This is a genomic window from Segatella copri (genome assembly GCF_019249655.2).
Classification (GTDB): domain Bacteria; phylum Bacteroidota; class Bacteroidia; order Bacteroidales; family Bacteroidaceae; genus Prevotella.
On record NZ_CP137557.1, the window covers coordinates 2,011,821 to 2,038,025 of the forward strand.

At 46.7% G+C, this 26,205-nt stretch carries 26 protein-coding genes and 1 tRNA gene; 12 read left to right on the forward strand and 15 right to left on the reverse strand.

The window, feature by feature from the left end; all coding sequences use genetic code 11:
• Positions 1-4: 4 nt before the first annotated feature.
• Positions 5-691: a response regulator transcription factor gene (locus tag KUA49_RS07890; RefSeq protein WP_118201233.1), complete on the forward strand. Its 687-nt coding sequence runs from the start codon at positions 5-7 to the stop codon at positions 689-691.
• Here KUA49_RS07890 and KUA49_RS07895 read toward each other — a convergent pair.
• The 4 genes from KUA49_RS07895 to KUA49_RS07910 form a co-directional block, all read right to left on the reverse strand.
• Entirely contained in the window at positions 675-1,097 is a 423-nt protein-coding gene (locus tag KUA49_RS07895; RefSeq protein WP_218413062.1) for a hypothetical protein, read from the reverse strand. The two genes, KUA49_RS07890 and KUA49_RS07895, sit on opposite strands and share 17 nt — an antisense overlap.
• A gap of 38 nt (positions 1,098-1,135) precedes the next feature.
• Complete coding sequence (locus KUA49_RS07900; RefSeq protein WP_218413061.1) at positions 1,136-2,095, reverse strand: hypothetical protein; 960 nt, start codon at positions 2,093-2,095, stop codon at positions 1,136-1,138.
• Positions 2,096-2,113: 18 nt separating this feature from the next.
• Complete coding sequence (locus tag KUA49_RS07905; RefSeq protein WP_218413060.1) at positions 2,114-2,620, reverse strand: RNA polymerase sigma factor; 507 nt, start codon at positions 2,618-2,620, stop codon at positions 2,114-2,116.
• A gap of 502 nt (positions 2,621-3,122) precedes the next feature.
• Positions 3,123-4,409 (reverse strand): IS1380-like element IS942 family transposase, encoded by a 1,287-nt coding sequence (locus tag KUA49_RS07910; protein ID WP_055235773.1) that lies wholly within the window; start codon positions 4,407-4,409, stop codon positions 3,123-3,125.
• Between the two features lie 164 nt (positions 4,410-4,573).
• On the opposite strand from KUA49_RS07910, the gene KUA49_RS07915 reads away from it, so the two are divergent.
• Entirely contained in the window at positions 4,574-5,635 is a 1,062-nt protein-coding gene (locus tag KUA49_RS07915) for a porin (protein WP_218413287.1), read from the forward strand.
• A gap of 90 nt (positions 5,636-5,725) precedes the next feature.
• Here KUA49_RS07915 and hisB read toward each other — a convergent pair whose 3' ends face one another.
• The 3 genes from hisB to KUA49_RS07930 are packed head-to-tail and all read right to left on the reverse strand — an operon-like array spanning position 5,726 to position 8,328.
• Positions 5,726-6,802, reverse strand: a complete 1,077-nt coding sequence (gene hisB / locus KUA49_RS07920; RefSeq protein WP_218413288.1) for a bifunctional histidinol-phosphatase/imidazoleglycerol-phosphate dehydratase HisB — start codon at positions 6,800-6,802, stop codon at positions 5,726-5,728.
• Between the two features lie 31 nt (positions 6,803-6,833).
• On the reverse strand, positions 6,834-7,529 hold the full coding sequence (locus KUA49_RS07925) for a hypothetical protein (RefSeq protein ID WP_218413289.1): 696 nt from the start codon (positions 7,527-7,529) through the stop codon (positions 6,834-6,836).
• 49 nt (positions 7,530-7,578) lie between these two features.
• Entirely contained in the window at positions 7,579-8,328 is a 750-nt protein-coding gene (locus KUA49_RS07930; RefSeq protein WP_218413290.1) for an RNA methyltransferase, read from the reverse strand.
• A 186-nt stretch (positions 8,329-8,514) separates the two neighbouring features.
• Here KUA49_RS07930 and KUA49_RS07935 point away from each other — a divergent pair, with 186 nt between their 5' ends.
• On the forward strand, positions 8,515-8,673 hold the full coding sequence (locus tag KUA49_RS07935; RefSeq protein WP_218413291.1) for a hypothetical protein: 159 nt from the start codon (positions 8,515-8,517) through the stop codon (positions 8,671-8,673).
• A 483-nt stretch (positions 8,674-9,156) separates the two neighbouring features.
• The gene (locus tag KUA49_RS07940; protein ID WP_218413306.1) at positions 9,157-11,412 is read left to right on the forward strand and encodes a BamA/TamA family outer membrane protein; all 2,256 of its coding nucleotides are present in this window, start codon (positions 9,157-9,159) and stop codon (positions 11,410-11,412) included.
• A gap of 12 nt (positions 11,413-11,424) precedes the next feature.
• Here the strand turns inward: KUA49_RS07940 and KUA49_RS07945 are convergent, their stop codons facing one another.
• On the reverse strand, positions 11,425-11,880 hold the full coding sequence (locus KUA49_RS07945; RefSeq protein ID WP_218413292.1) for a hypothetical protein: 456 nt from the start codon (positions 11,878-11,880) through the stop codon (positions 11,425-11,427).
• A gap of 113 nt (positions 11,881-11,993) precedes the next feature.
• On the opposite strand from KUA49_RS07945, the gene KUA49_RS07950 reads away from it, so the two are divergent.
• Positions 11,994-12,797: an MBL fold metallo-hydrolase gene (locus KUA49_RS07950; RefSeq protein WP_218413293.1), complete on the forward strand. Its 804-nt coding sequence runs from the start codon at positions 11,994-11,996 to the stop codon at positions 12,795-12,797.
• Positions 12,798-12,929: 132 nt separating this feature from the next.
• Here KUA49_RS07950 and KUA49_RS07955 read toward each other — a convergent pair whose 3' ends face one another.
• The gene (locus tag KUA49_RS07955; protein WP_218413294.1) at positions 12,930-14,213 is read right to left on the reverse strand and encodes an O-acetylhomoserine aminocarboxypropyltransferase/cysteine synthase family protein; all 1,284 of its coding nucleotides are present in this window, start codon (positions 14,211-14,213) and stop codon (positions 12,930-12,932) included.
• Positions 14,214-14,358: 145 nt separating this feature from the next.
• Positions 14,359-14,727, reverse strand: a complete 369-nt coding sequence (locus tag KUA49_RS07960; RefSeq protein ID WP_218413295.1) for a DMT family protein — start codon at positions 14,725-14,727, stop codon at positions 14,359-14,361.
• A gap of 172 nt (positions 14,728-14,899) precedes the next feature.
• Here KUA49_RS07960 and KUA49_RS07965 point away from each other — a divergent pair.
• Positions 14,900-14,972: transfer RNA gene (locus KUA49_RS07965), tRNA-Lys, on the forward strand.
• Between the two features lie 67 nt (positions 14,973-15,039).
• Here the strand turns inward: KUA49_RS07965 and KUA49_RS07970 are convergent.
• The 3 genes from KUA49_RS07970 to KUA49_RS07980 are packed head-to-tail and all read right to left on the reverse strand — an operon-like array spanning position 15,040 to position 17,082.
• Positions 15,040-15,492, reverse strand: a complete 453-nt coding sequence (locus KUA49_RS07970; RefSeq protein WP_256624906.1) for a Fur family transcriptional regulator — start codon at positions 15,490-15,492, stop codon at positions 15,040-15,042.
• A gap of 53 nt (positions 15,493-15,545) precedes the next feature.
• Positions 15,546-16,238: a hypothetical protein gene (locus KUA49_RS07975; RefSeq protein ID WP_256624907.1), complete on the reverse strand. Its 693-nt coding sequence runs from the start codon at positions 16,236-16,238 to the stop codon at positions 15,546-15,548.
• A gap of 4 nt (positions 16,239-16,242) precedes the next feature.
• Positions 16,243-17,082 carry a metallophosphoesterase family protein gene (locus tag KUA49_RS07980; protein WP_256624908.1) on the reverse strand — a complete coding sequence of 280 codons (840 nt, stop codon included), beginning with the start codon at positions 17,080-17,082 and terminating at the stop codon, positions 16,243-16,245.
• 878 nt (positions 17,083-17,960) lie between these two features.
• Between KUA49_RS07980 and KUA49_RS07985 the strand changes: the two genes are divergently transcribed.
• Positions 17,961-19,193 (forward strand): hypothetical protein, encoded by a 1,233-nt coding sequence (locus KUA49_RS07985; RefSeq protein ID WP_218413297.1) that lies wholly within the window; start codon positions 17,961-17,963, stop codon positions 19,191-19,193.
• Between the two features lie 78 nt (positions 19,194-19,271).
• On the opposite strand, the gene KUA49_RS07990 is transcribed toward KUA49_RS07985, so the two are convergent.
• Positions 19,272-19,865 (reverse strand): DNA-binding protein, encoded by a 594-nt coding sequence (locus KUA49_RS07990; protein ID WP_218413298.1) that lies wholly within the window; start codon positions 19,863-19,865, stop codon positions 19,272-19,274.
• A 43-nt stretch (positions 19,866-19,908) separates the two neighbouring features.
• Positions 19,909-20,010: a smalltalk protein gene (locus KUA49_RS07995; RefSeq protein WP_218413299.1), complete on the reverse strand. Its 102-nt coding sequence runs from the start codon at positions 20,008-20,010 to the stop codon at positions 19,909-19,911.
• A 701-nt stretch (positions 20,011-20,711) separates the two neighbouring features.
• Between KUA49_RS07995 and KUA49_RS08000 the strand changes: the two genes are divergently transcribed.
• From KUA49_RS08000 to KUA49_RS08020, 5 genes are all read left to right on the forward strand, one after another.
• Positions 20,712-21,683: a hypothetical protein gene (locus KUA49_RS08000; RefSeq protein ID WP_218413300.1), complete on the forward strand. Its 972-nt coding sequence runs from the start codon at positions 20,712-20,714 to the stop codon at positions 21,681-21,683.
• Positions 21,652-22,590, forward strand: coding sequence for a hypothetical protein (locus KUA49_RS08005; protein WP_218413301.1), 939 nt, complete (start codon positions 21,652-21,654; stop codon positions 22,588-22,590). Before KUA49_RS08000 ends, KUA49_RS08005 begins: the two co-directional genes overlap by 32 nt.
• A gap of 184 nt (positions 22,591-22,774) precedes the next feature.
• Positions 22,775-24,280, forward strand: a complete 1,506-nt coding sequence (locus KUA49_RS08010; protein WP_218413302.1) for a DUF3987 domain-containing protein — start codon at positions 22,775-22,777, stop codon at positions 24,278-24,280.
• Positions 24,281-24,298: 18 nt separating this feature from the next.
• Positions 24,299-25,471, forward strand: a complete 1,173-nt coding sequence (locus KUA49_RS08015) for a CHC2 zinc finger domain-containing protein (RefSeq protein ID WP_218413303.1) — start codon at positions 24,299-24,301, stop codon at positions 25,469-25,471.
• Between the two features lie 68 nt (positions 25,472-25,539).
• Entirely contained in the window at positions 25,540-26,016 is a 477-nt protein-coding gene (locus tag KUA49_RS08020) for a hypothetical protein (protein WP_218413304.1), read from the forward strand.
• Positions 26,017-26,205 lie beyond the last annotated feature (189 nt).

The window sequence follows — 26,205 nt, forward strand, 5'->3', positions numbered from 1 at the left end:
AAAAATGATCAAGATATTATTTGCAGACGATGACTTGAAGTATTCTATGTTGCTGAAGAGTTTCCTGCAGCAGCATGGCTACGATGTGACTTATGCCGGAAATGGCAAGAAGGCATGGGAGCAGTTCCCGGAAGTGAAGCCCGACCTGGTATTGCTCGACATCAATATGCCGGAGATGGATGGCTATGAGGTGGCTGAGCGCATCAGAGCTATCGACCCGAAGGTACTTATCTTCTTCCTCACCGACCGTACGGAGAAGAACGATCGACTGAAAGGTTTCTCCCTGAAGGCAAACGATTATCTTGCCAAACCCTTCTATCCGGAAGAGTTGCTGGCAAGAATAGAGGAGCGGTTCTCCATGAATGAGAGTGAGACGATAGAAGAGGAGGTGTATCATTTCGGAGAAACCACCTTCTGCTATAACAACAATGAGCTTCGCACCCGTTCCTCTCGTGTGCTCATCACCAGCCGACAAGCCGACATCCTCCGTCTGCTGGCGAAGAATATCGGCAATGTAGTAAGCAAGGAGATGATACAGGAGGCGGTGTGGGGTACCGTGAGCTATGCCAACTCCCTGGCTGTGAATGTGCAGATGACGTATCTCCGCCATGCTCTTCAGCATGATGCGACCGTTAAGATTGAGTCGCTGAAGAAAAAGGGATATGTCTTATCTGTTATTTCTCCAGAGTAACGATGATGTAGCTTCTGCCATCCTCTTTCAGACCTCTTTCCTGAATGGCTTTGGTGCCCTCTTTTAAGACATCGATGGCTCTGATCTTGCTGGGAGAAATCTTGTTGAAATCTTCTTCAGTCAGTTCCTGCTCTCTGCCCTTGATCAGATAGTGAGGGGCTGTCTTGGCGACAGGAGGTGTGGTAGTAGTGATGATATGAATCTCTATCACATCTCTTTTGGGTGCCGGCAAGACGTTGGTGTTTACCTGGTAATTCTTGATGGTTTTACCGATGAGTTCCTTGCCGGTGAAGTTCGGAATGCGTTCGCCGTCGATGGTGTAGATACGCAGGGTATCTGCCTTCGATGCCATACTGCTGGTTATGCCCAGCAGGGCAAATGCAATGGTGAAAATATACTTTTTCATAAGCGTGAAATGTTTATAATTAAGCGTGAAATGTTTTATCATTCGTTTAACTGTGCCAAAGGAAGTAGCTGATAGCTACCATCTTGTGTTTCCTTGATATTGATGGTGTAATGCTGCATGTTGCCGTCGTTGTCCAGGGTTGAGATAACGATGTTATCGCCTTGGCGGTTGATGGTCAGCTGCTCGGCAGAAGGCAGGGCGGCAGAGGCTACTTCATAAATCTGAGTGAAATCTTCATGAATGCTTCTTTCTGCTTCAGATGAGGTCTTTTCGGCATTGCCGGAAGTCTTCTCTTTGTTTTCTGAAGTCTTCTCCGTATTACCTAAAGAGGTCTCTGCTGTCTTCCCAGCATCTTTCTCGCTTCTTTCTGCGAAATTCTTTCTTTTGGCAAGGGCCATCTTTCTTGACTTCATCTCCTGTGGAGTCACGATATCCTTTGTGGCAGCCAGGAAGAGGGAGTCGGCACGTTCCATCTTTTCGTACGCATTCAGATTCCCGTTTCCATCTTCTGAAGATGGCTGCGAGCGAACCACCTGCTCTGTAGAAACCAGGTTGGTGAAACCAGGTTGTTGTTCGGAAGAGGATGAGAAATAATCCTTGATAGGGAAGAGCAGGAAGATGAGGCCTGCCAGCATCGCCGTAGCGAGAAGAATGGCAGAGAGGCGTACCCATCTTGTTTCGTGCTTCTTTGAAGCTGCAAGGGACATCTCTTTCATTTGCGGCTGTCCATCAGCTTCTTCTTTTCTGTCCAGTTCTTTCATCTCTTCTTTTCCGTCCAATTCTTCCATCATTTCCATTTCTGTTTGATGGAAATTCGGAGTATAGTTCTCCATTCCCAGCATCAGGTTTCTGATGTCGAGATCCTCATCCGTTAAATCCTTATTCTCGCAATGGCGATAGAAATCAGCCAATGCCTGTTCTTCCTCCACGCTGGTATCAGCATCGAGGTAGCGCTCTATCAGCTCATGGCGATAGGTTATATCTTCTAATTTCTTCATTTCTTTCATTTTTAGAGTTTATGACTTCATCATTTTCAGCAATGATCTTCTTGCTGCTGAAATCATCGTCTTGGTGCTCGTCTTGTTGGCTCCGCAGATTTCGGCAATCTCATCGAGGCTCTTTCCCTCGCTTCTCAATAGCAGCATTCTTCTCTGCGTATCCGGAAGCCTGTCCATCGCCCTGTTGAGTCGCCTTTGCGTATCTTCGCCGATGATGGCCTGGTCGGTACGCTCGGTTGCCGTACAGATTCCTGCAGGATGCTTCATCTGTTCCAGCGATGCCGTCTGGGCTTTGTTGCGTCTCAGATGGTCGATGCAGAGATTCTTGGCTATCGTCATACCTAAGGCCTCGATGCTCTGGTATTCAGAGAGCCTTTCGTGCATCTTCCAGAGCTTCACCAGGGTTTCCTGTACGATGTCGTCGGCTTCTTCGGCAAGGGTTCCTGCCGAGAGATAACGTTGACAATGTGCCGTCAACCTGGGGCGCATTTCCTGGGCGATATGTTCAAATTCTGTTTCTTCCATTTGTTCCTTTTTATGTGTATGACGCAAGAAGAGGCGAAAGGTAAACAAAAAAAATGCTACCTTCGCACATTTCTGTGCAAAGATAGCATAAAAATTTGAGATATTGACATATCTTTTATTTTATTTGTGGATGAAGTGGTTTATTCCTCTGTTTTTGCCATCATTACAATGATATTACAGGTGCAGAAAATCAGTGATGTAACAGCTTTGTAATATTTATGTTTTACGGTAGAAATATCTTCTCCTTACCTTTGCAGTCGAAATGAAGAAGATGTCTTTCCTATGTCAATGAGGAGGGTTTCATTCGGAATAAACAAAATCAGATTTACGTGTACCTCAAATCCGCAACCTATAGGGTTTAGTGGGATTTTGCTTGCAAAGCGACAAAATTCATTTTATTGTACATATTTCTTGCACAACAGAAATGTCGCAGACACAAAATCCCCTTACCCCATAAAGCGACTTGAGGTAATACGCTGGTTTAACCAGAAAAGCATGGTCTTTAACCAAAGTCTGTCTTGAACAGGTTGGCATAAGCATTGTTGTCTGAGTAAATATTCAATACATGCCTACGTGATGTCTTAATCCATTTCGCAGGAACAGAGATGAACTTGAAAACAAAGGTCTTGATTCTGCTGGTGGCACGCAATCCAAATTCATGGGTTTTCAATCTCTGCATAATAGCTTTGTAGAAGTTTCTGATGAGAGCTGTCATAAGCAGGAATACAGTATTCTGTGCCATGAACGATTTTGGCAATCGATTCCAGCCAAAGCCATTGTTCATGTCATCGAAGATGCGTTCCTTGCCACCACGAAGATTGTAGAATTCCACGATGTCTCTTGCACTCGACTTGTAATCGTTAGTCAGTATACATCTGTAGGTATATTCGCCTTCCCAAATGTCAAGGTCTCCATCTATTCGCCTTTGTCTCTGTATGACAAGACGATACGGTTTTCCTTTCCATTTCTCAACAAGGATGGAATTCAGCTCAAATTCAATACCGTTGATTTCAACAGTTTTCCATCCAGTCAAGGCAAACATGGAATCGTAGAAGGAAGAGCATCTGTTGGCACGAATATAAAAATGCCTGCAATGAGCCTCTACCATATCTACGATTTCCTCCGAGCATGAGCCGCAATCCATGCGGGCACGGGATATATATACTTCTGATGCCTCCAGTCGCTTGAAGATTCTTTCCAAAGTCTCTCTTTGGTTGAAGCGCACGTTTGTGTTGCCGTCTCTATTTTCAATACCGACAATCATGTCGTTAATGACTGCCACACCTGGACTATAGCCCAGGAACTTCTTGTAGGTTGGTTTTGCATCATGCTTCTCTGTTTCAATGAACTGATGGTCAAAGTCAAAATCATACTCTTGACCGGATTTCAATTGACCAGTAGCAAGCAGGGCTTTGATCAATAAGCAGTTCATCTTGTCTGCAGTATTGAAATCATAGGAGTTGCCAGAAGCAGATTTATAGGTGATGTTCTTACAAGTCAGTTCTTCGATAGCACGCAATATGGTGTCTGCGCTGCAAGTGCGAAGAGTTGGATGAAGAGACAAATGTTTCATCAAGTGAGTTGTAACATCCTCAATACATGAGCCGCCACAAAGATATACGCACATCAGAGAGCGTAGAATTTCGCTATATTGATAACCAAACATAGTGCATCTCAATCCCAAGGTGGAATCTATGGTTTGAGCTAAAAGAGCATCAAATTGCTCCATAATAGAAAAAATTCCTCCAAAAGGAGTGAGTTTCTCAGATTTTATTTGTATCTTTGCCATGTCATATTAGAGTTTTGCTTGTCTTCTTTTCGCAACACTAAGGTAAGTGAAAATTCTGACATGGCAAAATCCTGGGCAACTTTTTGTTGCTCAGGCACTTATAAATAATGTTAAACTATAGTGTTGCGGAATTAAGGGTGTATATATATATAATAAGGTAAGAAATGAAGAAGAAAACGTATTTGTTGATGGCACTCACGATGGTGTCGATGGGAATGAATGCCCAGAATTCAGGAAACAGTTCTTTGGAGAAGGGCATCGGGGAATTCACCAAGACGATGACCATTGGTGGAACCATCCGCTCCAAGTATGAGTACCAGACCGAAGAGGGGGAGGGACGATTCGAGGTGCGTACAGCCCGCATCAACGTGACTGGCAATGTAACACCTCAGGTAAGCTATAAGGCGGAAATCGACCTCTGCGACGAGGGTAAGATCAAGATGCTCGATGCCTATACACGCATCAAGCCTTGGAAGACCCTGCAGTTCACCATCGGTCAGGAGCGTGTGCCATTCACCATCGATGCTCACCGTTCTCCTCATCAGCAGTACTTCGCCAACCGTTCGTTCATCGCCAAGCAGGTGGGTAACGTGCGCGACGTGGGTGCTGAAATCGGATACACCTGGAATGTTGGCTTCCCTATCGTGGTGAATGCCGGTATCTTCAACGGTTCGGGCTTGACCAATCAGAAGGATTACTGGACCAAGGGCGTTAACTATTCAGCTAAGGCTCAGTTCCTCTTTCCGAATGTGAACCTGGTGTTGAGTACCCAGAAGATCAAGCCATCTGATATTACGGTAACGATGTATGATGGCGGTATCACCTTCCACAAGGGTGGTTTCATTGCTGAGGCTGAGTATCTTTACAAGCATTACAGCAAGGATGCCTTCCACGATGTGCATGCGTTCGATGGATTCGTATGCTATGATATTCCGGTGGCTAATCCCAAGAGCATCATCCGGAAGGTTTCGCCATTGGCACGATATGATTTCATGAGCGACCACAGCGATGGTACCCGATATGGCGGTTCTGATACAGAGCCTGGTGCCTTGAAGATCAACGATTACAAGCGCCATCGTGTTACGGGCGGTGTAACCCTGAGCCTTGCCAAGCCATTCATCTCGGATATCCGTATCAACTACGAGAAGTATTTCTATCGCAAAGGGGGTATAGCTAAAGTTTCAGAAAAAGATAAGATTGTTGTGGAGTTCATGACAAAGTTCTAATAATAGTTTACAGTTAAGAGTTTATAGTTTATAGCAACAGTCATCTATAAACTATAAACTCTTAACTATAAACTCTTAACTATAAACTCCTTACAGCATTCCCTTAGAGCTAGGAAGCTCGAAGTGATAGATGTCTCTCTTCACCGCCATTTTCAGCGAACGGGCAAGCGCCTTGAAAATGCCTTCTATCTTGTGATGCTCATTTTCGCCCTCAGCCTTGATGTTGAGGTTCATCTTTGCCGCATCACTCAGACTCTTGAAGAAATGCTTGAACATCTCGGTTGGCATTTCGCCCACCTTCTCTCTGTGGAACTCGGCATCCCAAATCAACCATGGGCGGCCACCGAAATCCAATGCCACCTGACAGAGACAATCATCCATCGGCAGACTGTAGCCGTATCTTTCGATGCCACGCTTGTCGCCCAGCGCCTGCAGCAGGCATTCGCCCAGGGCAATACCCGTATCCTCTATGGTGTGATGTTCATCCACATAGAGGTCGCCCTTGGTGTGGATGGTGAGGTCCATCATGCCGTGCTTGCCTATCTGCTCCAGCATGTGGTCGAAGAAACCAAGACCGGTAGAAATGTCGCATTTGCCGCTGCCATCGAGATTTACCTTGATGTAGATATCCGTCTCCTTGGTGGTGCGCTTCACCTCAGCGATGCGGTCGCCGGCAAAGAGAATCTCGGCTATCTTGTCCCAGTCCATGCCGTCCTTTCCGAGAATCAGACTCTTGCAACCCAGGTTCTCGGCAAACTGGGCATCCGTCTCACGGTCGCCGATTACATAACTGTTTGCCAGGTCGTATGCTGGGTTGCCGATGTATTCGGTCAGCATGCCCGTGCCCGGCTTTCTCATTGGCGAATTATCCTCCGGGAAGTGGCGGTCGATATGCTGCTTGCTGAAGTGGATGCCCTCGCTCTCCAGGGTTTGGATGATGAAGTTGTGTACAGGCCAGAAGGTGTCTTCCGGGAAGGAATCGGTGCCCAAACCGTCCTGGTTGCTCACCATCACCAACTCGTAGTCGGTGTGCTGGGCAATGAAGGCGAGGTTGCGGAATACGCCCTTGGTAAATACCAGCTTCTCGAAGCTGTCAATCTGCTCATCCTCTGGTTCCTGAATCAGAGTTCCATCGCGGTCGATGAAGAGTAATCTAGTCTGTTTCATGTCTCTTTTTAAAATAAATATGTTAATATGATTAATATTTTTCTATTTCTGCGGTTGCCATCTGCTGCAATCCCATCTTTTCGCTTTCCTTCTGCTTCTTTCTCTCTGCATCAATCACCTGGTACGAACCGTATTGGTAAGCCAGCGAGATGCCGAGCCAGCTCAGGGCATAGAGTATGAGCAGGAAGGTGATGATGAAGACCACGAAGAGGAGTGGGGTGAAATAGCCCGGCACACCGAGTGGATCGCCTTCCAGTGCTCCCAGCTGCGAGTAGAGCTGGGCGATGATGAGGATGATGGATGGCAGGGCTGCGATGAAGGTAGCGATGCACACAATCATGATGCCCAGGAAACAGGTCATGAGGAAACCTCCCAGATGGCGAAGGATGCGGAGAATCCACTGCCCCTTCTTTCGCTTCTCGCCTTTGTTGGCAGAGAGTTGCTTGCGTGGCAGCAGATGCCAGAACGATACCACTGCCATTATCAGGGTGGCTGCGTAAATGATGGTTTGCAGGGTGAACGAAGCCATCGGATTCATTTCTCCCCAGTCGTGAAGCGACTTGTTGGGGAGGAGAAAGTAGAGCACGATAGCCAGCAATATGGCGAAGGGCACTTGAGTAATCCATGTTTGCTTGACGAACGATTTCGGGTCGGCCGTCATGGCGTAGTAGGATGCTCGCATACAAGCAGTTATGCTGCGCTGCTTAAATAATTCATTTACTTTCATAGCTATAATGATTTTATACTACTTACTATTTCTTGTTATTTCTTGCTATTTAAAAGTTTCTTCTGAATTCAGAGCAGGTGATGGCGGTGGCGATGGCCACGTTCAGACTGTCGGCAGTGGCTCTTCCTTCCGGGAAGTTAGGGATGAGCAGTCTGCGGTTCACCTTCTTGGCAAGGGCTGGCGAGATGCCTTTTCCCTCGTTTCCCATCACGATGAGTCCCCGGTTTTCCAGCTGCTGCTGATAGATGTTGTCGCCATCGAGCAGGGTTCCGTATACGGGTACATCTGCTGGCAAAGACTCCACCAGTCCCAGCAGGTTGCCGTATTCCACCTTCACTCTGGCTATGCTGCCCATGGTGGCCTGCACCACCTTGGGGTTATAAACGTCGGCTGTGTCCTGACTGCAATAGATGTGGGTGATGCCAAACCAGTCGGCTATGCGGATGATGGTGCCCAGGTTTCCCGGGTCCTGCACGCCATCCAGGGCGAGGCTCAGTTCCTGGGTGTTGATGGAGAAATCACCATCTTGCGCCTGCTTGAACACAGCCAGCACCTGCTGCGGATGCTGCAGGAAGCTCACCTTCTTCAGTTCCTCTTCGGTTACTTCAATCACCTCTGTCTGGGCTGCCAGATGCTTTCCCTTCAGCCATTCGCTGGTGGCCACAATGAGGTCGGCAGGTTGCAGGGCGAGCAGGTCATCCACCACCTTGAACCCTTCAGCCACGAACTTTCCCTCCTTGTTTCTATTCTTCTTCAGTTCGAGCGAACGAATGTACTTGATCTTATTCTTGCTAATCATTTATTGTCGTTTATTGTCATTAATGGATGCAAAGATAACATAAAAAGCAGACAATACAAAATATTTTTCTTAAAACCTTTGGTAGTTTAATAAAAAAAGCATACTTTTGCATTTGATAAGGTGATATTCTGACTTGATATGTTTGAATATTCAAATAAATAACAAATAAAGTATGGAGGAAAGATTATGGCACGACCAATTAGAGAAACCCCAATTCTTTACGGGGATGACGCCAAGAGATTCTTGGCAAATATAGAAAACGTGAAGCCAGCTTCAAAAGAAGAGAAAGAAAGAATTCGTGCTTCTTATGAAGAAATTAAACAGATGGCAGATTTTGTGATGTAAGGAAATTTCGACATGAATACAATTGCTTTAGATAATAAAACATATTATGAGGGCAAGTTTTATATATCCCCTGAGGTGAAGGCCTTGGAGGTAGGTTTTCAATGCCCAAATGATTTGTCTGATGATTATAAGAAACTCAAGTTTCGCAAGTAGCATCCTGCCGTCCCCGAAGGGGGCGAATGTGAATAACCGCGGGTGGAATGACCGAAGGTCATGGAACCTGCGGATAGCTGACACTCTCTCTAATCGTCCCCGAAGGGGGCGAACAGGAGCAAAACTGGATGTGGTTCGCCCCCTTTGGGGACGATTTCTACCTCCTGATGCTTGTCCGCAGGTTTCATGACCTTCGGTCATTCCACCAGCGGTTATTGAAAGTTGGCCCCCTTCGGGGACCGGAGGTTACTTGCGAAACTTCAATACGAAAGTAAAGAATAGATAAAAATTTTGAAAGTACAGAAGATTTCAATACTCGCCCTGCCAGTGATGCTTGCAGGCTGCTCGGCCAGCAAATACGTGCAGGAAGGGGAGTATATATTAAATAAGGTGGAAGTGAAGAGCGACTCTGCAGCGTATGATGCAGGGGCGCTCAAACAGTATGTGCGCCAGAAAGAGAAGCCTAAACTCTTCTCGCTATTCCATAACCCGTTCAGCAAGAAGCCTGTGGTGTATGATACCCTGCAGGCACAGCTCTCCTGCCGCGACCTGCTCACTGCCATGCAGAACCAGGGATTCCTGCATGCAGGAGTAACGCTGCAGACTACTATCCACGGACAGGAAAAGACGGATAGCATCGCCGAAAATGGTTCGGAAAATGAAACGGGTACGAATGGTAAGGAGAACCAGCCTGCGAACAAGAGCCGGAAAAAGGCACCAAAGGTAGATGTAACCTATATGTTGCATCCCGGAGAGCCATTCCATATCGGCAAGGTGGAGTATGACATAGAGGATAAGAACATCGAGCAGATTCTGAAGCTCGATAATCCTGAAAACCAGAAAATCAAGCCGGGCATGAGATTTACCGTGGATGCCCTGGATGCCGAGCGCAAACGCATCGCCAACCGACTGCTCGACGATGGATACTTCCGTTTCAATAAAGACTTCATACAGTTTTCTGCCGACACCATCGCCGGACAGAAAGACATTGCCGTGACCCTGAACCTGCTGAAGTATAAGGCAAACAGCAATGCACCCGAAACCGATCATCCCCGTTACGAGATTCGCAACATCAGCTATCAGAGCAACGATAGCGACCGCATCCATCTGCGCCATCGTGTGCTGCTCAATGCCACTGCCCTGGAGGAGGGAATGCCCTACAGCACCTCTGCCCTGCAGCGAACTTACAATAACTTCGCCCGATTGCAGGCAGTGAAGTATACCAATATCAGATTCAGTGAAGTGGCTGGTAATGAAATTGATAGCGCATCGGTTAGTACATCGGAGATTCCATCGGACAGTACGATGAACCGGCTTCTCGACTGCCATATCCAAATCAGCACCAACAAGCCATCTACCATCTCCTTCCAGCCGGAAGGAACCAATACGGCAGGCGACTTGGGTGCGGCGGCTTCGCTCACCTATACCAACAGAAACCTCTTCAGGGGTAGCGAGCAGTTGAGCATCCAGTTGCGTGGAGCCTACGAGGCTATCACCGGACTGGAGGGCTATCAGGACCAGAACTATCAGGAGTATTCCGTAGAAGGAAAGGTGGTGTTCCCGAGATTCATGGCACCGTTCCTTTCGAGCAGTTTCAGAAAGAGGCAGACAGCCAACAGCGAGCTCTCCGTGAGCTGGGACCTTCAGAACCGTCCGGAATTCCATCGCCGCGTGTTCTCCACGGCATGGCGCTACCGCTGGACAGAACCCCGTCATCATCTTGCCTGGCGATTCGACCTGCTCGACCTTAACTATGTGTATATGCCTTGGATATCAGAGACTTTCAAGCGCGATTATCTGGATGATGTGGACAATAGAAACGCCATTCTGCGATATAACTACGAAGACCTTTTCATCATGAAGATGGGATTCGGACTGACGTATAGCGATGGGGTGGATGCCATCCGACTCAATGTGGAATCTGCCGGAAATCTGCTCAGCGGATTCTCCAAGACACTGGGATTCAAGATTAATGCGCAGGGGCAGCGCACCTTTCTCAACATCGCCTATGCACAGTATGCCAAGTTTGATTTCGACTATACCCGCCTCATCCGTTTCGACGACCGCAATGCCCTGGCACTGCATGCCGACCTGGGAGTGGCTTATCCTTACGGCAACAGCACCGTGCTGCCTTTCGAGAAGCGATATTTCTCGGGCGGAGCCAACTCGGTGAGAGGTTGGGGAGTAAGAGAACTGGGACCTGGCGGATACAAGGGCAATGACGGGCGCATCGACTTCATCAACCAGACGGGTGACCTGAAGTTCGACCTGAATGCCGAGTATCGAACCTCGCTTTTCTGGAAGTTCGAGGGTGCCCTGTTTGTGGATGCGGGTAACATCTGGACGCTTCGCAACTATGCCGACCAGCCGAACGGTCAGTTTAAGATAGACAAATTCTATAAGCAGATAGCTGCGGCGTATGGTATGGGTATCCGATTGAATTTCGATTACTTCATCCTGCGTTTCGACATGGGTATGAAGGCAATCAATCCTGCCTACGAGAGTGGGGATGAGCATTGGGCGATCATTCATCCAAAGCTCAGTCGCGACTTCGCTTTCCACTTCGCGGTAGGTTTACCATTCTAGGGTATAGTTAACTTACGGCAATTTCTCCAGTTTGATTTTCCAAGCATTATTCTCCATACTCATCGGCAACTGGAACTCCGCCTCATCCACGAGGTGGGCTTCCTGCCCGATGCTATCCATCTGAAGGAAGTTGCGCACGGTGATGCTGGCAGTGGCAGTCACCCCGTCATCGCCGAAAGTGATGTCGTTGATCTCCACCGTGGCATCCTCCTCCTTCGCCCTCAGCCTTTCCACATCCGCCTTGTGTACGTTGCTGGCAGCATAGCGCAGCCAGGGTTCCGAACTGCGGGTGCAATACTTCAGGGTTTTCGGGAAATGCCAGTTGAAGTAGTAGGTGGCAAACGAGTCAACATCTGCCTCCAACTGATTATCGTCGCCTTCGTGACTTTGGCAGCCCGTAAGCCCGTAAAGACTTGTTGCTAGGGCTGCTACGGCGATTCCCATGCCTAATATCGATTTCTTCATCATGTTTTCTATTTCTTAAAATATCTATTTATTTGCTTATTTTGCGCACAAAGATAATAAAAAACTTTGTAATAAGAATCTTTTTTGTTAACTTTGCACTACAAATTACGAATAAAATGCTTAGATTTATATCCTTTGGCAGTGGAAGTAGCGGCAACAGTTACTATCTTTACACTGAGACGGATTCGATACTGATAGATGTTGGAGTGGGTATCAGAACGCTGAAAAAGCATTTCCATAACTATGGATTGCGATTTGAGGATGTGCACCACATCTTCGTCACGCACGACCATGCCGACCATGTGAAGTCGGTGGGAAGCCTCAGCTCCGACTATCATCTGCCAGTATATACAACCCGTAAAGTTCATGTAGGTATCGAGCGCAACTACTGCGTCCGAAAGAAAATTGCGCCCAATCTTGTGCACATCATCGAGAAGAGTGTGCCGCTGAATGTGGGCGAGTTCAAGATTACTCCGTTCGGGGTTCCCCACGACAGCACCGACAACGTGGGCTATTTCGTGGAGTGCGAGGGGGTGGCGTTCTGCCTCATCACCGATGTGGGCCACATCACCGAGGAGATGCATGATTTCATCGGTCGCTCCAACTATCTGGTGATAGAGGCGAACCACAGTGAGGAGATGCTCCTGAAGGGACCGTATCCGCAGTATCTCAAGGAACGCATCCTGGGTCCCAACGGCCACTTGAGCAATGTGGCGTGCGGACAGGCGCTTGCCGATTATGCTTCTCCGGGTCTCCGCCATGTATGGCTCTGCCATCTCAGCGAGGAAAACAATCATCCCGAGTTGGCAAGAAAAACCGTGGAGCAGATTCTCAGAAGCAAGGGCATCGTAGCCGGCAAGGACTTCGAGCTGGAAGTGCTGAGACGGAAGACGCCTAGCGAGATTTATAAATTGGTGTAAATCATAATAGGGAGTTAAAGGAGTTAAGGAGTTAAAGGAGTTAAGACAATAGTCTTTTTGGCGTAGTTTTTAAACTAACAAGGCATACGTCTTAACTCCTTTAACTCCTTTAACTCCTTTAACTCCTTCTTTTTATATTTTATCCAACGCCTGCTTGATATCATCCAGGATATCCTCTACATCCTCGATACCCACTGACAGGCGAATCAAGTCTGGTGCAATGCCTGCTTCCTTCAACTGCTCGTCAGAAAGCTGGCGATGGGTGTGGCTCGCTGGGTGGAGCACGCAGGTGCGGGCATCAGCCACATGAGTCACGATGTTGATCATATCCAGTGAATCCATAAACTTGATGGCAGTCTCGCGGTCGCCCTTCAATCCGAAGGCGATGACGCCGCAGGTGCCATGAGGCATATACTTCTGGGCTAGGTCATAATATTCATCTCCCTTCAGTCCGCTATAGTGAACCCAAGCCACGCGCTCGTCGTTCTGCAGAAACTCAGCCACCTTCTGCGCATTCTCACAGTGCTGGCGCATGCGCAAGTGCAGACTCTGAAGACCCAGGTTGAGGATAAACGAGTTCATTGGCGCTGGGATGGAACCCAGGTCGCGCATCAGCTGAGCCACGAGCTTGGTGGTGTAACCCATCTTGCCGAAGGCCTTCACGTAAGTCAATCCGTGGTAACTCTCGTCCGGAGTGCAGAGGCCAGGGAATTTCTCGGCATTCGCCATCCAGTCGAAATTACCGCTATCCACAACTACGCCGCCTACCTGCGATGCGGTGCCATCCATATACTTGGTGGTAGAGTGGGTCACGATGTCGGCTCCCCATTCAAAAGGACGGCAGTTGATAGGGGTGGCAAAGGTATTGTCCACGATGAGAGGCACCCCGTTCTTATGGGCGATGCGGGCAAACTTCTCGATGTCGAGCACGGCACAGCCCGGGTTGCTGATGGTTTCACCAAACACCACCTTGGTGTTAGGGCGGAAAGCCTTCTGAATCTCCTCCTCGCTGGCATTAGGGTTTACGAAGGTGCACTCGATGCCCAGCTTCTTCAGGGTAACGCCGAAGAGGTTGAAGGTGCCACCGTAAATCTCGTTAGAGGTAACTATGTGGTCGCCAGCCTCGCAGATGTTGAACACGGCGTAGAAGTTGGCAGCCTGTCCGCTAGAAGTCAAAACGGCACCCACGCCACCTTCGAGCTGAGCTATTTTCTTAGCCACGGCATCGTTGGTAGGGTTCTGGAGTCGGGTATAGAAATATCCCTCCTTCTTCAGGTCGAAGAGCATCGCCATCTCCTCAGAGTTGTCATATTTGAATGTAGTACTCTGAATGATAGGCACTTCTATCGGCTCTCCATTCTTTGGTTCATAGCCTCCCTGCACGCAGAGGGAAGCGACACGTAATTTCTTTTCCATTGTCGGTTATTCTTTTATGTTGTTATAATTGTTCTTTTTTCTTTCTTTGTTGTTAACGCCCTGAAAGGGCAGAAGCTCCTAGCCCAGGGCATCGCCCTGGGTATTCATGACGCAAGCCAGTCGCCCTGTAAGGGCAAAAGCTTTATTATTTCATGAATACGAAATACACGGCAGCGATGAGGCAGAGGAATGCCGCAGCATGGTTCCAATGCAAGCCCTGTCCCTGGAAGAGGAGGTTGGCGATGACGGCGAAGACGATGAGCGACACGCACTCTTGAATCACCTTGAGCTGAACCAGGTTGAAGGGACCGCCATTATCGATGAATCCGATGCGGTTGGCGGGTACCTGACAGCAGTATTCGAAGAAGGCGATGGCCCAGCTGAATGCGATGACTCCGATGAGGGGCCAGTGGCTGCTTACGCCCGTCTGCTGCAGTTTCAGATGTCCGTACCATGCCAGCGTCATGAAGATGTTGCTCAGCACGAGGAGCAGGATTGTATATATTCCGTTCATATTATTAATAATGTATAAGTGGGTGCAAAGGTACGTTTTTTCTCTTAAAAATGTATGAAAAAGAAGAAAAATGATAGAAAATAAAAAAAAATGGCTGAAAAATTTGGTGGTTTCAGAAAAAAGCAGTACCTTTGCAACCGCTTTTGAGAAATACCTCAACTGCTTCACAGATGCACCCTTAGCTCAGTTGGTAGAGCAACTGACTCTTAATCAGTGGGTCTAGGGTTCGAATCCCTAAGGGTGTACAAAATGAAAAGCTCCGAAGAAACCAAGTTTCTTCGGAGCTTTTTCTTGTTGTAATAAGCATTGCTTTCAGCGATGCTTCTTCCTACACTCAGGACATTCCCCCTTGATGACGAACGAGATGGAGTGGGGATAGAATCCCTCAGGCAGCTCGAAACTCGGGATATGAATATCCTCCATGCAAAACGAACGATGGCACGATTCGCAATAAAAATGAATATGACCATCATGATGATCACACGCACCATCCTTCTCGCACAACTCATAGTTCAAAACCCCTCTGCCATCCTCGAACGCATGAACCGCATCATGCTCCAGAAATAATGTGAGGGTTCGGAAGATGCTCGACTTATCCATCGATACCATCTTCAGCTCCAGGTCCTTCAGACTCTGCGGATTCTCTCCGCTCGCCAAGGCCTTCATCACCAAAATCCGGTTGGAGGTGGGCTTGATGCCCTTCGCCTCCAACTTGCTGATAATCTCCTCTGTTTCCATATCTTTTTCCTTCTCTTTTTTCTTCATTAATAAGATGTTATTACCTTTTCTTATGTGGCGGGAATAGAATATCCCCCTCTCTAGAGAATCTGAAGCTTTGCTCCAAGCGACAGCCCGAACACATCCCAGAAGTTGGCGTTGCCGTTACGATAGAATCTCATGAAATAGATATCATTCGTGCTCAACTCATAGAACATCGTGATGCTCTTCACACGCTTGCGCCTGCTGTTGGGGATATGATAGGTGAAGCGCTCGCCAAATCCAACGTTCGGGCGCACTCTCGTTGAAAACGGATAGTAGCCGCTCTCGTATTTCGTAGGCTGCTTCGTCCAGAAATCATGCCCCAGCACCGTGTTCAGATACAGTGTGCACTCCAGTGGCTCAAACTCCCATCCCTTGCCCCAATCCTTGCGCCAGGGAATGAAGTTCTCCTTCAGCGTAATCGTACACTTCACGGCATCCGAGTCGTATTTCGGGATGATGCCGAAGAGCAGATGCGTTTCCCACTGACGTCTCTTTCCGTAATCCCAGCCGATACCCACCGAGATGATACCCATGTTGCCGCAGGTTTGAATCACCGACTGCGTAGGCATCAGCACATCCCAATGCCTGCGATAGCGGAGGATTCGCCTGTCGTAGCGAGTCAGGGAATCCGTATCTTCCGAATCAGCCAACATCTCCTCCGATATTCTGTCTTCCGCCTTCGCCTCCATCATCCCGCTTGCCGTCAGCAGGCAGGATAACAATCCTATTTTCAGTATCTTATCTCTCATAGCCTTAAAATTTAACAACCTCATACTTGTAACCTTTAGGAGTGATGGTAAACAGATAATACTCATGGAAATGGCAGCTGCTAGCCATGTAGAACAGGGTGCCGTCGCCATACAAATCCTCCGTCTGCGTGTGATGACCATGACCATCCAGGCAGAACTGCAGCTGAGGGAACTGGTGGATGTAATAGTTGAACACCTTAGCCACGTTGTTGTTAAACTGCTCTGAATAGGGAGCCGCATGCATGCACACCACGGTGCGGTTGAAACTCAGCGAATCGCGAGAACGCTCTGCCTCCATAAAGTCGAAGTTAGGCACCGGACGGGAGTAGTCGTATTCGATGGCATTGGTGTTGAGGCACACGAACTTCACTCCTCCGGCGATGAAACTGAAGTCGGGGTCGCCGAAGATAGTCTCGTACGACTGGTTGCCCGTGCCCAGACAGTCGTGGTTGCCCAGCAGCACCACCGATGGCATCTTGAGTTTCTTCATCTTGTCACGAGTCCAGATCATCTCCTTGGTAGCACCGAAGTCTGAAATGTCGCCGCAATGAATCACGAAGTCGATGCTGTCTTTTCTCCGGTTGATGTCGTTCACCGCCGATTGCAGGTCGTCGAGCCATTGATGGCTGTCGCTGATTACGGCAAACCGGATGGTATCCTTGCTCTTCACGGTCTCTTCAATCTTCCTTATATTCTTGGCATTCAAGTCCGTATCTCCCTTCACCCTCACGTCGTAGGGGTGCACGTCGAATATGGTGTCGCAAGCTCCCAGCATCATCATGCATGCGATGCTGCAGAAGCCTGTGCCCAGGGCGATTTTCTTCTTGTGTATAAAATTCCTCATATTGTATTTCTTTTATTCATGCAGGGAGCCTCTGCAGGACTTATCCCTCTTTTACTGAAGTTTCGCAAGTAGCATTCTACCGTCCCCGAAGGGGGCGAATGTGAATAACCGCGGGTGGAATGACCGAAGGGAATGGAACCTGCGGATAGTGACAGATACTCTCTTATCGTCCCCGAAGGGGGCGAACAGGAGCAAGACTGGATGAGGTTCGCCCCCTTTGGGGACGCTTTCTCCCTACTATTGGTTGTCCGCAGGTTCCATGACCTTCGGTCATTCCACCAGCGGTTATTGAAAGTTGGCCCCCTTCGGGGACCGGAGGTTACTTGCGAAACTTGAATCTTTTATAATTCAAGTTAATTCAGGTGCAAAGGTAAGAAAAAAAACTGAATTAAACCAAAGGTTTTTCTGATAATGACTACTTTTAAGGAGAAATTGATAAGAATATACCTATAAAAGGGGATGGGGAACACGAAAGTCTTCTTCTACGTTTTTCAAATCTTCTACGTATTTTTTGAAGGATGCCATCAATTTTCTGAAGAATAATTTGGCAGTTATCAAAAAAAAGATTATTTTTGCAGCGTCATTATGAGGGGAGTGAAGTCCGCTGGAGGATGGATGAACTCAGAGGGCAGAATGCCCCATAGGACTTAATGACCTCATGTGACTGCTGCATCGGCAAAAGCGCCGCCCGGCATGATCGGATAATAAACCGGATAATAAATCGGATAGATCATCTGATAATTATCTGATAATCATCTGATGAAAAGCAGCTGGGCGAAAGATGCCTGCGCTTGGCTTCTGCAGCAAACTGGAAACAATGAACAATCAATTTTAATCTAAGTTTGCTGGACATCCAGACTTGTAACTATTTAAGAATTATGAAGAGAACATTACTTGCTTCAGCTTTAGCAGTCATGGCTTTGGCTGCCAGTGCACAGGTTTCAGAAGTAACCAAGGTGAAGGGCGATGGCTTTTTTTTCATCCCAAAGAGCCACACTACCACTGGCGTCATCACCCCTTATTCAACCATCGGAGTTGAATATCATAGCAATGACAACCAGACTGCAGAGTTCACGGTTTATGATGCTTCCTTTAATGTAGCGAAAACTTTCAGCTACGAGCCTAAGGTGTTCAAGGTTAAACGTGTGCCAATGAAGGCATTGGCCGATTTCAAGACCAAGGAGGTTCTTGATAAAGGTTCTGAGAAAGAATCTTTTAGACCTGTTTTTGGAGTCTACGATTATGAAAAAGGTTTTCTGGTTCCTGTTACGACGATGGATGAATTCAAGGCTGCTATTGCCAAGATGCTGAGTGGAGAAACTGTGGATTTCTTTACTGATGACAGTGGCAATTTCGCCTTCCGTTTGTTAAGTGATAAGTTGTACATTGACGGATGGGGAGATGATGGTGTCAGAGTTAGAGAGAGTTTCTATTATTATAATTCTTCAGACAATAGACTTTATAGGGTAGAGAATCTCCTGAAGCTAGTAGAGGTTGATACTTCTAATTTGGCTTGGAAGGAGGATGATAGCCGTCAAAGTGATGGGATTACGCTGACAGAGAGTATCTATCCGACAGAGGTGTATGATTATGATGTAAACTGCAATGAGAGTTCAGATGTATATCTTTCTCAGAATGTGTTTAACAATGACGATAAGTATGAGTATGTGGTGGAAAGCTATAGAGAGGTATCTACGCCAACAGATCCAACGGGTTCATACCAGCCTGGCTCAATAAGTATAAATGGTATTGAGAATGGAAAGGCCGTTCTTACCACTGAAGTACAGGATAAGTACTATGAGTCTTATCTTGTAGTAAAGGATGAGGACGGAAAGGATCTGTTCACCGTGCCAACTAGTGGTTACAAGAATGATTTTACCATCTATCGTGCCAACGGCAAGACTTTTATCAGTAATTATGAAAGCCAGGGCAATGGTTTAGGACAGTATGTTATCTATCTGCTCGACAAGACTGATACCGGCATCACAGAGCTTGCCCGCACCCAGGCGGTGAAGTCTGCCAAGACCTTCAATATGGCTGGCATGCTGGTAGGTAAGAATGCCAAGGGCTTGGTTATCCAGCAGGGTGGCAAGAAATACTTTAACAAGTAGCTCTTGGACTTTTGACACACCCTCATCTTTCATGGCAAACTCAGGTCGGGCTTGATGCCCGATCTGAGTTTTCACAGTTTAAATGGTAACGTCTGTAGAGTCGCTTCCCTCAGAACCCGTACCCTGCGAACCGCTGCCGCCAGCGTTTTCACCGCCCTGGCTGGTATTGCCGCTGTCACTACCGCCACCGCTGTTACCACCGCCACCAGTGTTACCACCATTGCCGTCATCGGTGTCGTTCTTGTCAGAAGAAGTCACCTGCTTCACCACCTTACCGTTTCGGTCGTAGCAAGTGATGTTGACGCTAGTCTTGGCGAGCTCCTCCTTGATTTCGGAGTTTGGCACGAAGATGATGTAGCGGCGGTTGATGAGCGAAGAGCTCACCTTGTTCACATCCTCCACGGCGGTAGAGTTCAGACCGAATCGGAGTGAACCGAGACCCGGCACTGCCACAGAGTGACCCTCGGTGGCCCATGCGGTGATTACCGCTCCGATGGCGCCCCAGGCAGCGTTGATCACCTGCTTGGCGAGTCCGCTGCGCACGGCAGCCTCCTCGATAACCTTACTCTGGGTAAGCTGACCGTAGAGGTCTGCCTGCATAACGTATGCCCACTTCTGCTTACCCTTCTCAAAAGCGACGTTGCGCTCGATAGCTTTTACTTTGATACCCATAATTCAAATAGTTTTTTTAGTGAATAATTTAGTTTCCCTGTTTCTACATGTACTGCATGCAACTCGTAACTCCGAGTGAAGTACAGAGTGCAGTGAGCACCGTGACGATGACTTGCAGAATCGTCTTCCAAGTTTCCTTTTTCATTTCTTTTTTCCTTTCCTTTTTTAGTGAATAATTTAGTTTCTGTATCGGGGCAGCCTTCCTTGGGCAGGGGTATGATACACCTGTTCGTCAGCGAGCCCCATCAATGATTTTCATTGACGATGCAAAGATACAACATTTTTGGCCGAAATGCAATAGTTGTCCCGGCAGTTGAATCGGCTTGTCCCGGCAGTTGTGATGTGAGGCATGAAATCTCCTTCGATAGAGCTGCCGTTTCCTGCGTCGCGACGCAGGAAATATTACGTGGCGATGCAGGAATTGCTACGTGGCGACGCAGGAAAAGGGGCGAGGAGGGGAGAGGGATCAAAGGAAAAGGTGAAAAAGTGAAAGTGAAAAGGTGAAATTCACAGAGGTATCAAGGAACAGATGAGAAAAATGCCAGTTTCTGAGATTCCGTGTACGATGTAAAAGAGAAAAGAAATACGATATATTAATGTACACGTATATAATAATGTACGCGCGTAAGTACTACTCCTTTTTTCTTCACTATATTTCTTCTTTTATCCCTTAATAATACATAACCCTTTAAAGGTGTGTTTTTTGTTCTCATTGAAAATTCACTTTTTCACTTTCACTTTTTCACTTTTTTTCAAATATATTTTGTCGTTTGTGATTTTTTGTGTACCTTTGTAGGGTGAAAGAGCACAAAGCTGTTTCATATAAACAATCAAAAGCAATTAACAATGAATGAACCGAAATTTACTATTTATAGATTGAGAATAGAATCGTTCATGGCAGGGGTTCCTGCTTCTGAATCAGATTCTAAGATGATTGCAGGGTTTATCCTGAAACATCTGATGGATATTACTTTTTTGGATGGTAATGGAGAAAAAACAACTACTTATGGAGCAGCTGTTCTTGATGACTTCGCTTATGTAACCATTGAAAAAAAGAAAAACATGACAAGAGACAAGAAGGATTGCAGAGACAAAGAAATAGTCCCAACCTATCCTGACTTTTCACTCGTTTTAGATGCAAGAGACCCTCAAAAAGAGGGTATTCTTATAGGTATCCAGCACCAAAGAAAGTGTTTTGCCAATTTAGAGACTGTAAGAAAAGGACTCGAAAACTATTGGGATGAGCTAGTTGGGAAAAATGGTGGTTACAGAGTTGACTTGCGACAGATTACGTCTTCCAACAAGTTTTGGCACACTTTAGAGAAAAAAATCAAGCAAGGCAGTAAGCTGACAGGACTTCATCTTGATTTGGATAAAGTGTTGGCGGATACTGGTATTGATGAGCAAACTAGAGAGAAAGCCGTCTTGTTCACTTCGTTCCTGAAAATGTTGAATGACATTGGTGCAGGTAATGGTGGCTTCTTCTTTAATGCACTTCCTGGAACTGGTCTTAATTTAGAGCGGGCTGAATACAATCTTGGTATGGTGGTAGCTTTAGCTTGTCAGCGTGGGTTTGTTGTCAAGGCCCAGGTGGATAATAATCCTGATTGGATTACCTCAGAGGCATCTGCTCCTTTTACCATGCGCTTGTCCAGCAGTGCATTTATCAAGCCTGAAGGTACTGTTGAGCAAGTTAGAGATGAAAATAAGAGGCAGTTACATGCCTTGAAGATGTGGTTTGACAATATAATCACTGAACTTAATCAAATCAATAATGATAAGCAGAATGAACAGACTAGACATACAGTCAAGAGATAAAGTCAGAAAGCGCTATGCTGCCAATCCCTTGTATCTGATGATACAAAGCATTGGCGGAAAGTATATTCGGTCTGATTATAGATTGAAGTTGCGCCCAGAGGAAATTTTTCAAATTCTGATGGGATGGATAGACGGCATCAAGTGCGAATCTGATAATGAGGCGGTATGCAGAAAGATGAAAGAAGCTTGGGATAGGCAGTGGGAAGCCTTTTGCGATATGGCAGAATTGGCTAACTGCGAGTGTCCTGATAGTGAAGTGGAAGAGTATGTATGTCTTATTCTGGGATTGTTGCATAATTGTCTGGGCAAGCTGAGTGATGAAGCTTGTCCAGGGAATCTCCACTATCTGCGTTTTGGAAATCATCTGTTTGCTTCTGCCTGTGAGCAGTCCAAGATGATGATGTTGTTTGTGAAGGAATTCTATCAAAATGAATCTTATAGGCAGTATAGTCTGAAAGTGAAAGAATGGCTTCTTGATTATATGAATAATGATGACTCCTTGCTTACTGATTCTGAAGGATGTCTTGTCTTGCAAGACAATGAAATCGTAATTGCGCCTCCTCTTACGGAGCATGATGATAAATTATATACAGAACAAGCTCAAGTCATTTGGAAAAAACTCATTGAAAAAGGATGGTGTGAGAAGGATGGTTCGATGCTCGTTTGGAAAAAATCTAAACGGTCACTAGGCTATATGGTAAAACTGGTGGCACATGAGTTGAAGGTTTTAGATCCTTCTACCAAAAATATTGTATGGGATTCGTTTAAGCATTTATTTAAGGATTTAAATAATTCCTCTGTTCTTAGTCAGGCTAAGAGTGGGGCTGGAAAATTTAAGTTAGAAAGCCGTCCTACTTCGTGGCCTGGTGAAGCTGATGAACTGCGCATTTTGCTAAGATCTCTATAACTAAACTTCTATTGGTGTGTTGTGTTGTTGTTGTGCCAATAGTTTTGTTTCTTTTCTTTTTAAGCCATTTAAAAGGTTGTATAGCAGTTGGTTACTTGTGAAATTTGAGGTGTTGCGTCGTGTTGCGTAACACCTCGCTTATGCCCTTTTTTACTAATTTTGCAGCATCAAAATCAAATTGTTGATGATGATGCAAGATTCAAATAACACCTTGCAGCAGAACAAGTCGGAGACTTGCCCTGCTCACCAGCCAAACGATTCGACCCAGGCTGGAAACCAATCAGTGGTCGAGTGTAATAAAGAGGATATTGCTAAGTCTCATTCTGACTCCATAGAACTTCAACCTCTCATTCCTGACAAGGATTATCCTGCTGGAGTAAAAGAGTGGATGATGACGGCACCCAGTGAGCTCAAGTTTTCCACCTTGGCGGTGGCGAGTTCTATGCTTGCCGTATATGCCACTCGTATCCGCCTCAATTATGTTTACGATAATTCGCTTTCTGCTATTCTTCTTCATGTGCTGGTATGTGGTGATCAGAGCTCAGGAAAATCGTTTGCCCGTTATCTGATGCGTTATCTGATGGATCCATTCATCAAGCGTGATGCCGAGCAAAGGGCAGAGGAACAGAAGTATGCCGAATTGAAGCGACGCCAAGGTAAAAAAGATGGCAAATTGCCTCCGGAGCCTAAGACAGACATCACCTTGCTCCACGAGAATCTTTCGCTCTCTATGCTCATCAAGAGAGCCGATGCTCCAATGAAGCTGTTTGGTACGCCGAAAACGCTTTTCCAGTTTGCCGATGAAATCGGTGCTATCGTGCAGGCCAGCAAGCGACAGTTTTCTGATATCAAACAAATCAACAAGACCGGATATGATCTGGGTTCAGAATTCGGTCAGGATTATTTGAGTGAAGCCAGCTATTCGGCTGTGGTAGATTTGATGTTGTGTTATGTCTATACAGGCACACCTGCAGCCGTAAACCGATATATGGATAAAGCAGCCATAGAAGGTGGTAGCGTTACCCGTACTATTCTTTGCAACGTGAATTCTCAGCTGGGAGAAAATCCATTGATATTCAAGCCTTTGACAGAGGAACAGAAGCAAAGTATAGATACTACTTTGCAAAAACTCATGTCGCTCTGTTATAGCGAAGACGGAAAATCTTTGCGTAAGGAAAGCTTGCTTGATACCAGCTGGTTGGATCCTACGGTGAAGAAATGGTGTGAAGCTCGCAGAAGTGACGTAATGAAGTCGATGTCAAAAGCTCTTGATGTTTTTTATAAACGCAGCAGTGTAAGTGCCTTTCGCATAGCTTCGCTTATGCAATACCTTTATCAGGTAGAGGGTGTAAAGACACAGAAGGAAATCCGCCGCCTGGTGAAGCAGATATATTTGGCTTGTGCCGATCGTATCTTGCACAATATGTTAGGTAAATGGGGAGCCATCTATGATGAGATTAATGCAGATTTTGAATCTCACCCCTATAAGACCTGTAATTACTTTGACGAGTTGCCGCAAGAGTTTTCCCGTAAATTCCTGGAAGAATTTTTAACTCGTAAAGGAGTGCGCACACCATTGAAGAATGTAATTTGCAATTGGAAGCGTAAAGGATGGATTGAGAAACTTGCTACCGGTAACTTGCGCAAGAAAGCTTCACGCGCCATCAGTAGTTCTAAGAAAAAAAAGTAATATTAGTTAGTTTAAGATATGATTAATAAGTTTGACATTCAGAAACTTCGCGAGCTCGACATCTTGCAGGTGGCTGATCTTCTGGGCATGGGGCTCCGCAACAAGCGAGCCCTCTGCATCCACCACGATGATCATCATCCGAGTCTCGCCTTCAATGTAAAGAAGAACACCTGCCACTGCTATAGCTGCGGATTCTCTGCCGATACCATCGCACTGGTGAGAGAGCGGCTGAACCTGGGCTTCAGCGAGGCATGCCGCTGGCTGGCAGATCATTTTGATGTGTATATCGCCGATGAGCACAGAGATACTCATCGCAAAGATGTGAAAAAGGCGGTTACGGCATCAGAGAGAAGAATGGCTTCCCTGAGAGCGCATTTTGCGGAAACCCATGTCTCACATGGACATCTGGCAGAATCTTTCAGTAGTGGAGAAAAGAATGGCAGATGCCAATCTTCGGTTTATGTTGCCAAGGCATCCGTAGATGTGGAGTTTTACCAGCAGATGTTCCGGCAGATGCATCTTTCGGAATCGGGACGGAGGTTCCTCTTCGAGGAGCGGTTGCTCAGCCCGGAGGCATTGAAGGTCTGCCAGATAGTGAGCACGGAGCAAAGCGTATGCATGGCGAGAGTGGGGTGCGGAGTGTTTGATGGACCATCGCTCATCTTTCCCTATTTCGACCAGGAGGGAAGACTGGTTTCCGTGCAGAGCCGCTATCTGGGAAAGAAGAGCCCAGAATCATCATTCGATATGAATAAGGTATCTCTTGATGAAGCAAAGCCGAAGGAGATTCCCCGATTCAAGTTTGCACCAGGCAGTCATCGCATGATATATGGGCTCGACCGGTTGAAGGATTATCCTCCTGGTGAACCGCTGCTCATCACCGAGGGTCCCTCTGATTGCTGGACAGCATTGACCCTGGGCATTCATGCCATAGCCATCCCCAGTGCCACGCTTTTCGACCGCCGCTTTCAAGGGCTTCTTGCCGGAAGAAATCTTCACATTTTCCCTGATCAGGACGAAGCTGGATTGAGTCTTTACTTTGAGCTGAAGAAAGCATTGCCCAGTTTGGTTTACCATCAGTTGCCCGAAGGTTGCAAGGATTTGAGTGAGTATTATCTCAAGCTCCGTCGTAGTGAAGGGATGACGCTAGAGGAGGCGAAAGCCAAGGTGCAGGGCAGCGTAAGTGTCTGATAATTATGCTTTTTGTTATTATGTTTATTATGTTTTTTAATTTGCTTTTTAATTTAATTTAGGTAGATATGGAAATTTATGTTTATCGTTTATTGCGTGAGCGTGGCACCATCATGGGCACACTCAAAGTTGTGAAAGAGGTTGCTGGCGAAGAGAATGAACTGGTGAAGGTATGCGGCACCGTGGAGCGTGAGGCTGATTGTCTTCCGGCAGGTAAGTATCGTGTGCGCATTGGCAAGTGCATCTATCACCGTCGCAAGATGCCGTTCCTGGTTCCGATGGATTCATCCCAGTGTGAGCTTTGCTGCAAGGCTCGTCATTCTCATGAGTTTGGCGATATTTCAGCCTTCGCCTCCCTGCCATGTGCGATGATTCAGCCGGGCAACGGTCCGTTTACGATGGGCAGGGGCAGCATCCTGGTGGGCGAGGTTCATGCCCCCGGCTATGTATTGAAGAGCCAGCCGCTTTTCACCACCCTCTACGAGCGCATCAAGAAGGCGGTGTGGCGAGGAAACGAAGTGACGCTGGAGATTAAGGAGATGTAGAAAGAAGGAGAAGTTTTTTTCAGCCAGGCGGCGATACTTTATCGAACCGCCTGGCAGTATAAGTTTGTAAAAGAAAAAGCAGTTGTTGCGAAAAGAAGGCAACAACTGCTTTTTTTAGGATAAGATATTATCATTTTTCTGAAGAATAATTTGGCTATTATCAAAAAAAAGTATATTTTTGCAGCGTCA

Bases quoted from the DNA above. Each gene is read 5' to 3' on its own strand.
- KUA49_RS08005 (WP_218413301.1), top strand. From the start codon at position 21,652: ATGAACAGACTAGACATACAGTCAAGAGATAAAGTCAGAAAGCGCTAT.
- KUA49_RS07985 (WP_218413297.1), top strand. From the start codon at position 17,961: ATGAAGAGAACATTACTTGCTTCAGCTTTAGCAGTCATGGCTTTGGCT.
- KUA49_RS07890 (WP_118201233.1), top strand. From the start codon at position 5: ATGATCAAGATATTATTTGCAGACGATGACTTGAAGTATTCTATGTTG.
- KUA49_RS07910 (WP_055235773.1), bottom strand. From the start codon at position 4,409: ATGGCAAAGATACAAATAAAATCTGAGAAACTCACTCCTTTTGGAGGA.
- KUA49_RS07925 (WP_218413289.1), bottom strand. From the start codon at position 7,529: ATGAAAGTAAATGAATTATTTAAGCAGCGCAGCATAACTGCTTGTATG.
- KUA49_RS07945 (WP_218413292.1), bottom strand. From the start codon at position 11,880: ATGATGAAGAAATCGATATTAGGCATGGGAATCGCCGTAGCAGCCCTA.
- KUA49_RS07905 (WP_218413060.1), bottom strand. From the start codon at position 2,620: ATGGAAGAAACAGAATTTGAACATATCGCCCAGGAAATGCGCCCCAGG.
- KUA49_RS07955 (WP_218413294.1), bottom strand. From the start codon at position 14,213: ATGGAAAAGAAATTACGTGTCGCTTCCCTCTGCGTGCAGGGAGGCTAT.
- KUA49_RS07915 (WP_218413287.1), top strand. From the start codon at position 4,574: ATGAAGAAGAAAACGTATTTGTTGATGGCACTCACGATGGTGTCGATG.
- KUA49_RS07950 (WP_218413293.1), top strand. From the start codon at position 11,994: ATGCTTAGATTTATATCCTTTGGCAGTGGAAGTAGCGGCAACAGTTAC.
- KUA49_RS07970 (WP_256624906.1), bottom strand. From the start codon at position 15,492: ATGAAGAAAAAAGAGAAGGAAAAAGATATGGAAACAGAGGAGATTATC.
- hisB (WP_218413288.1), bottom strand. From the start codon at position 6,802: ATGAAACAGACTAGATTACTCTTCATCGACCGCGATGGAACTCTGATT.
- KUA49_RS07895 (WP_218413062.1), bottom strand. From the start codon at position 1,097: ATGAAAAAGTATATTTTCACCATTGCATTTGCCCTGCTGGGCATAACC.
- KUA49_RS08015 (WP_218413303.1), top strand. From the start codon at position 24,299: ATGATTAATAAGTTTGACATTCAGAAACTTCGCGAGCTCGACATCTTG.
- KUA49_RS07995 (WP_218413299.1), bottom strand. From the start codon at position 20,010: ATGAAAAAGGAAACTTGGAAGACGATTCTGCAAGTCATCGTCACGGTG.
- KUA49_RS07930 (WP_218413290.1), bottom strand. From the start codon at position 8,328: ATGATTAGCAAGAATAAGATCAAGTACATTCGTTCGCTCGAACTGAAG.
- KUA49_RS08000 (WP_218413300.1), top strand. From the start codon at position 20,712: ATGAATGAACCGAAATTTACTATTTATAGATTGAGAATAGAATCGTTC.
- KUA49_RS07975 (WP_256624907.1), bottom strand. From the start codon at position 16,238: ATGAGAGATAAGATACTGAAAATAGGATTGTTATCCTGCCTGCTGACG.
- KUA49_RS07990 (WP_218413298.1), bottom strand. From the start codon at position 19,865: ATGGGTATCAAAGTAAAAGCTATCGAGCGCAACGTCGCTTTTGAGAAG.
- KUA49_RS08010 (WP_218413302.1), top strand. From the start codon at position 22,775: ATGATGATGCAAGATTCAAATAACACCTTGCAGCAGAACAAGTCGGAG.
- KUA49_RS07960 (WP_218413295.1), bottom strand. From the start codon at position 14,727: ATGAACGGAATATATACAATCCTGCTCCTCGTGCTGAGCAACATCTTC.
- KUA49_RS07900 (WP_218413061.1), bottom strand. From the start codon at position 2,095: ATGAAGAAATTAGAAGATATAACCTATCGCCATGAGCTGATAGAGCGC.
- KUA49_RS07940 (WP_218413306.1), top strand. From the start codon at position 9,157: ATGCTTGCAGGCTGCTCGGCCAGCAAATACGTGCAGGAAGGGGAGTAT.
- KUA49_RS08020 (WP_218413304.1), top strand. From the start codon at position 25,540: ATGGAAATTTATGTTTATCGTTTATTGCGTGAGCGTGGCACCATCATG.
- KUA49_RS07935 (WP_218413291.1), top strand. From the start codon at position 8,515: ATGGCACGACCAATTAGAGAAACCCCAATTCTTTACGGGGATGACGCC.
- KUA49_RS07980 (WP_256624908.1), bottom strand. From the start codon at position 17,082: ATGAGGAATTTTATACACAAGAAGAAAATCGCCCTGGGCACAGGCTTC.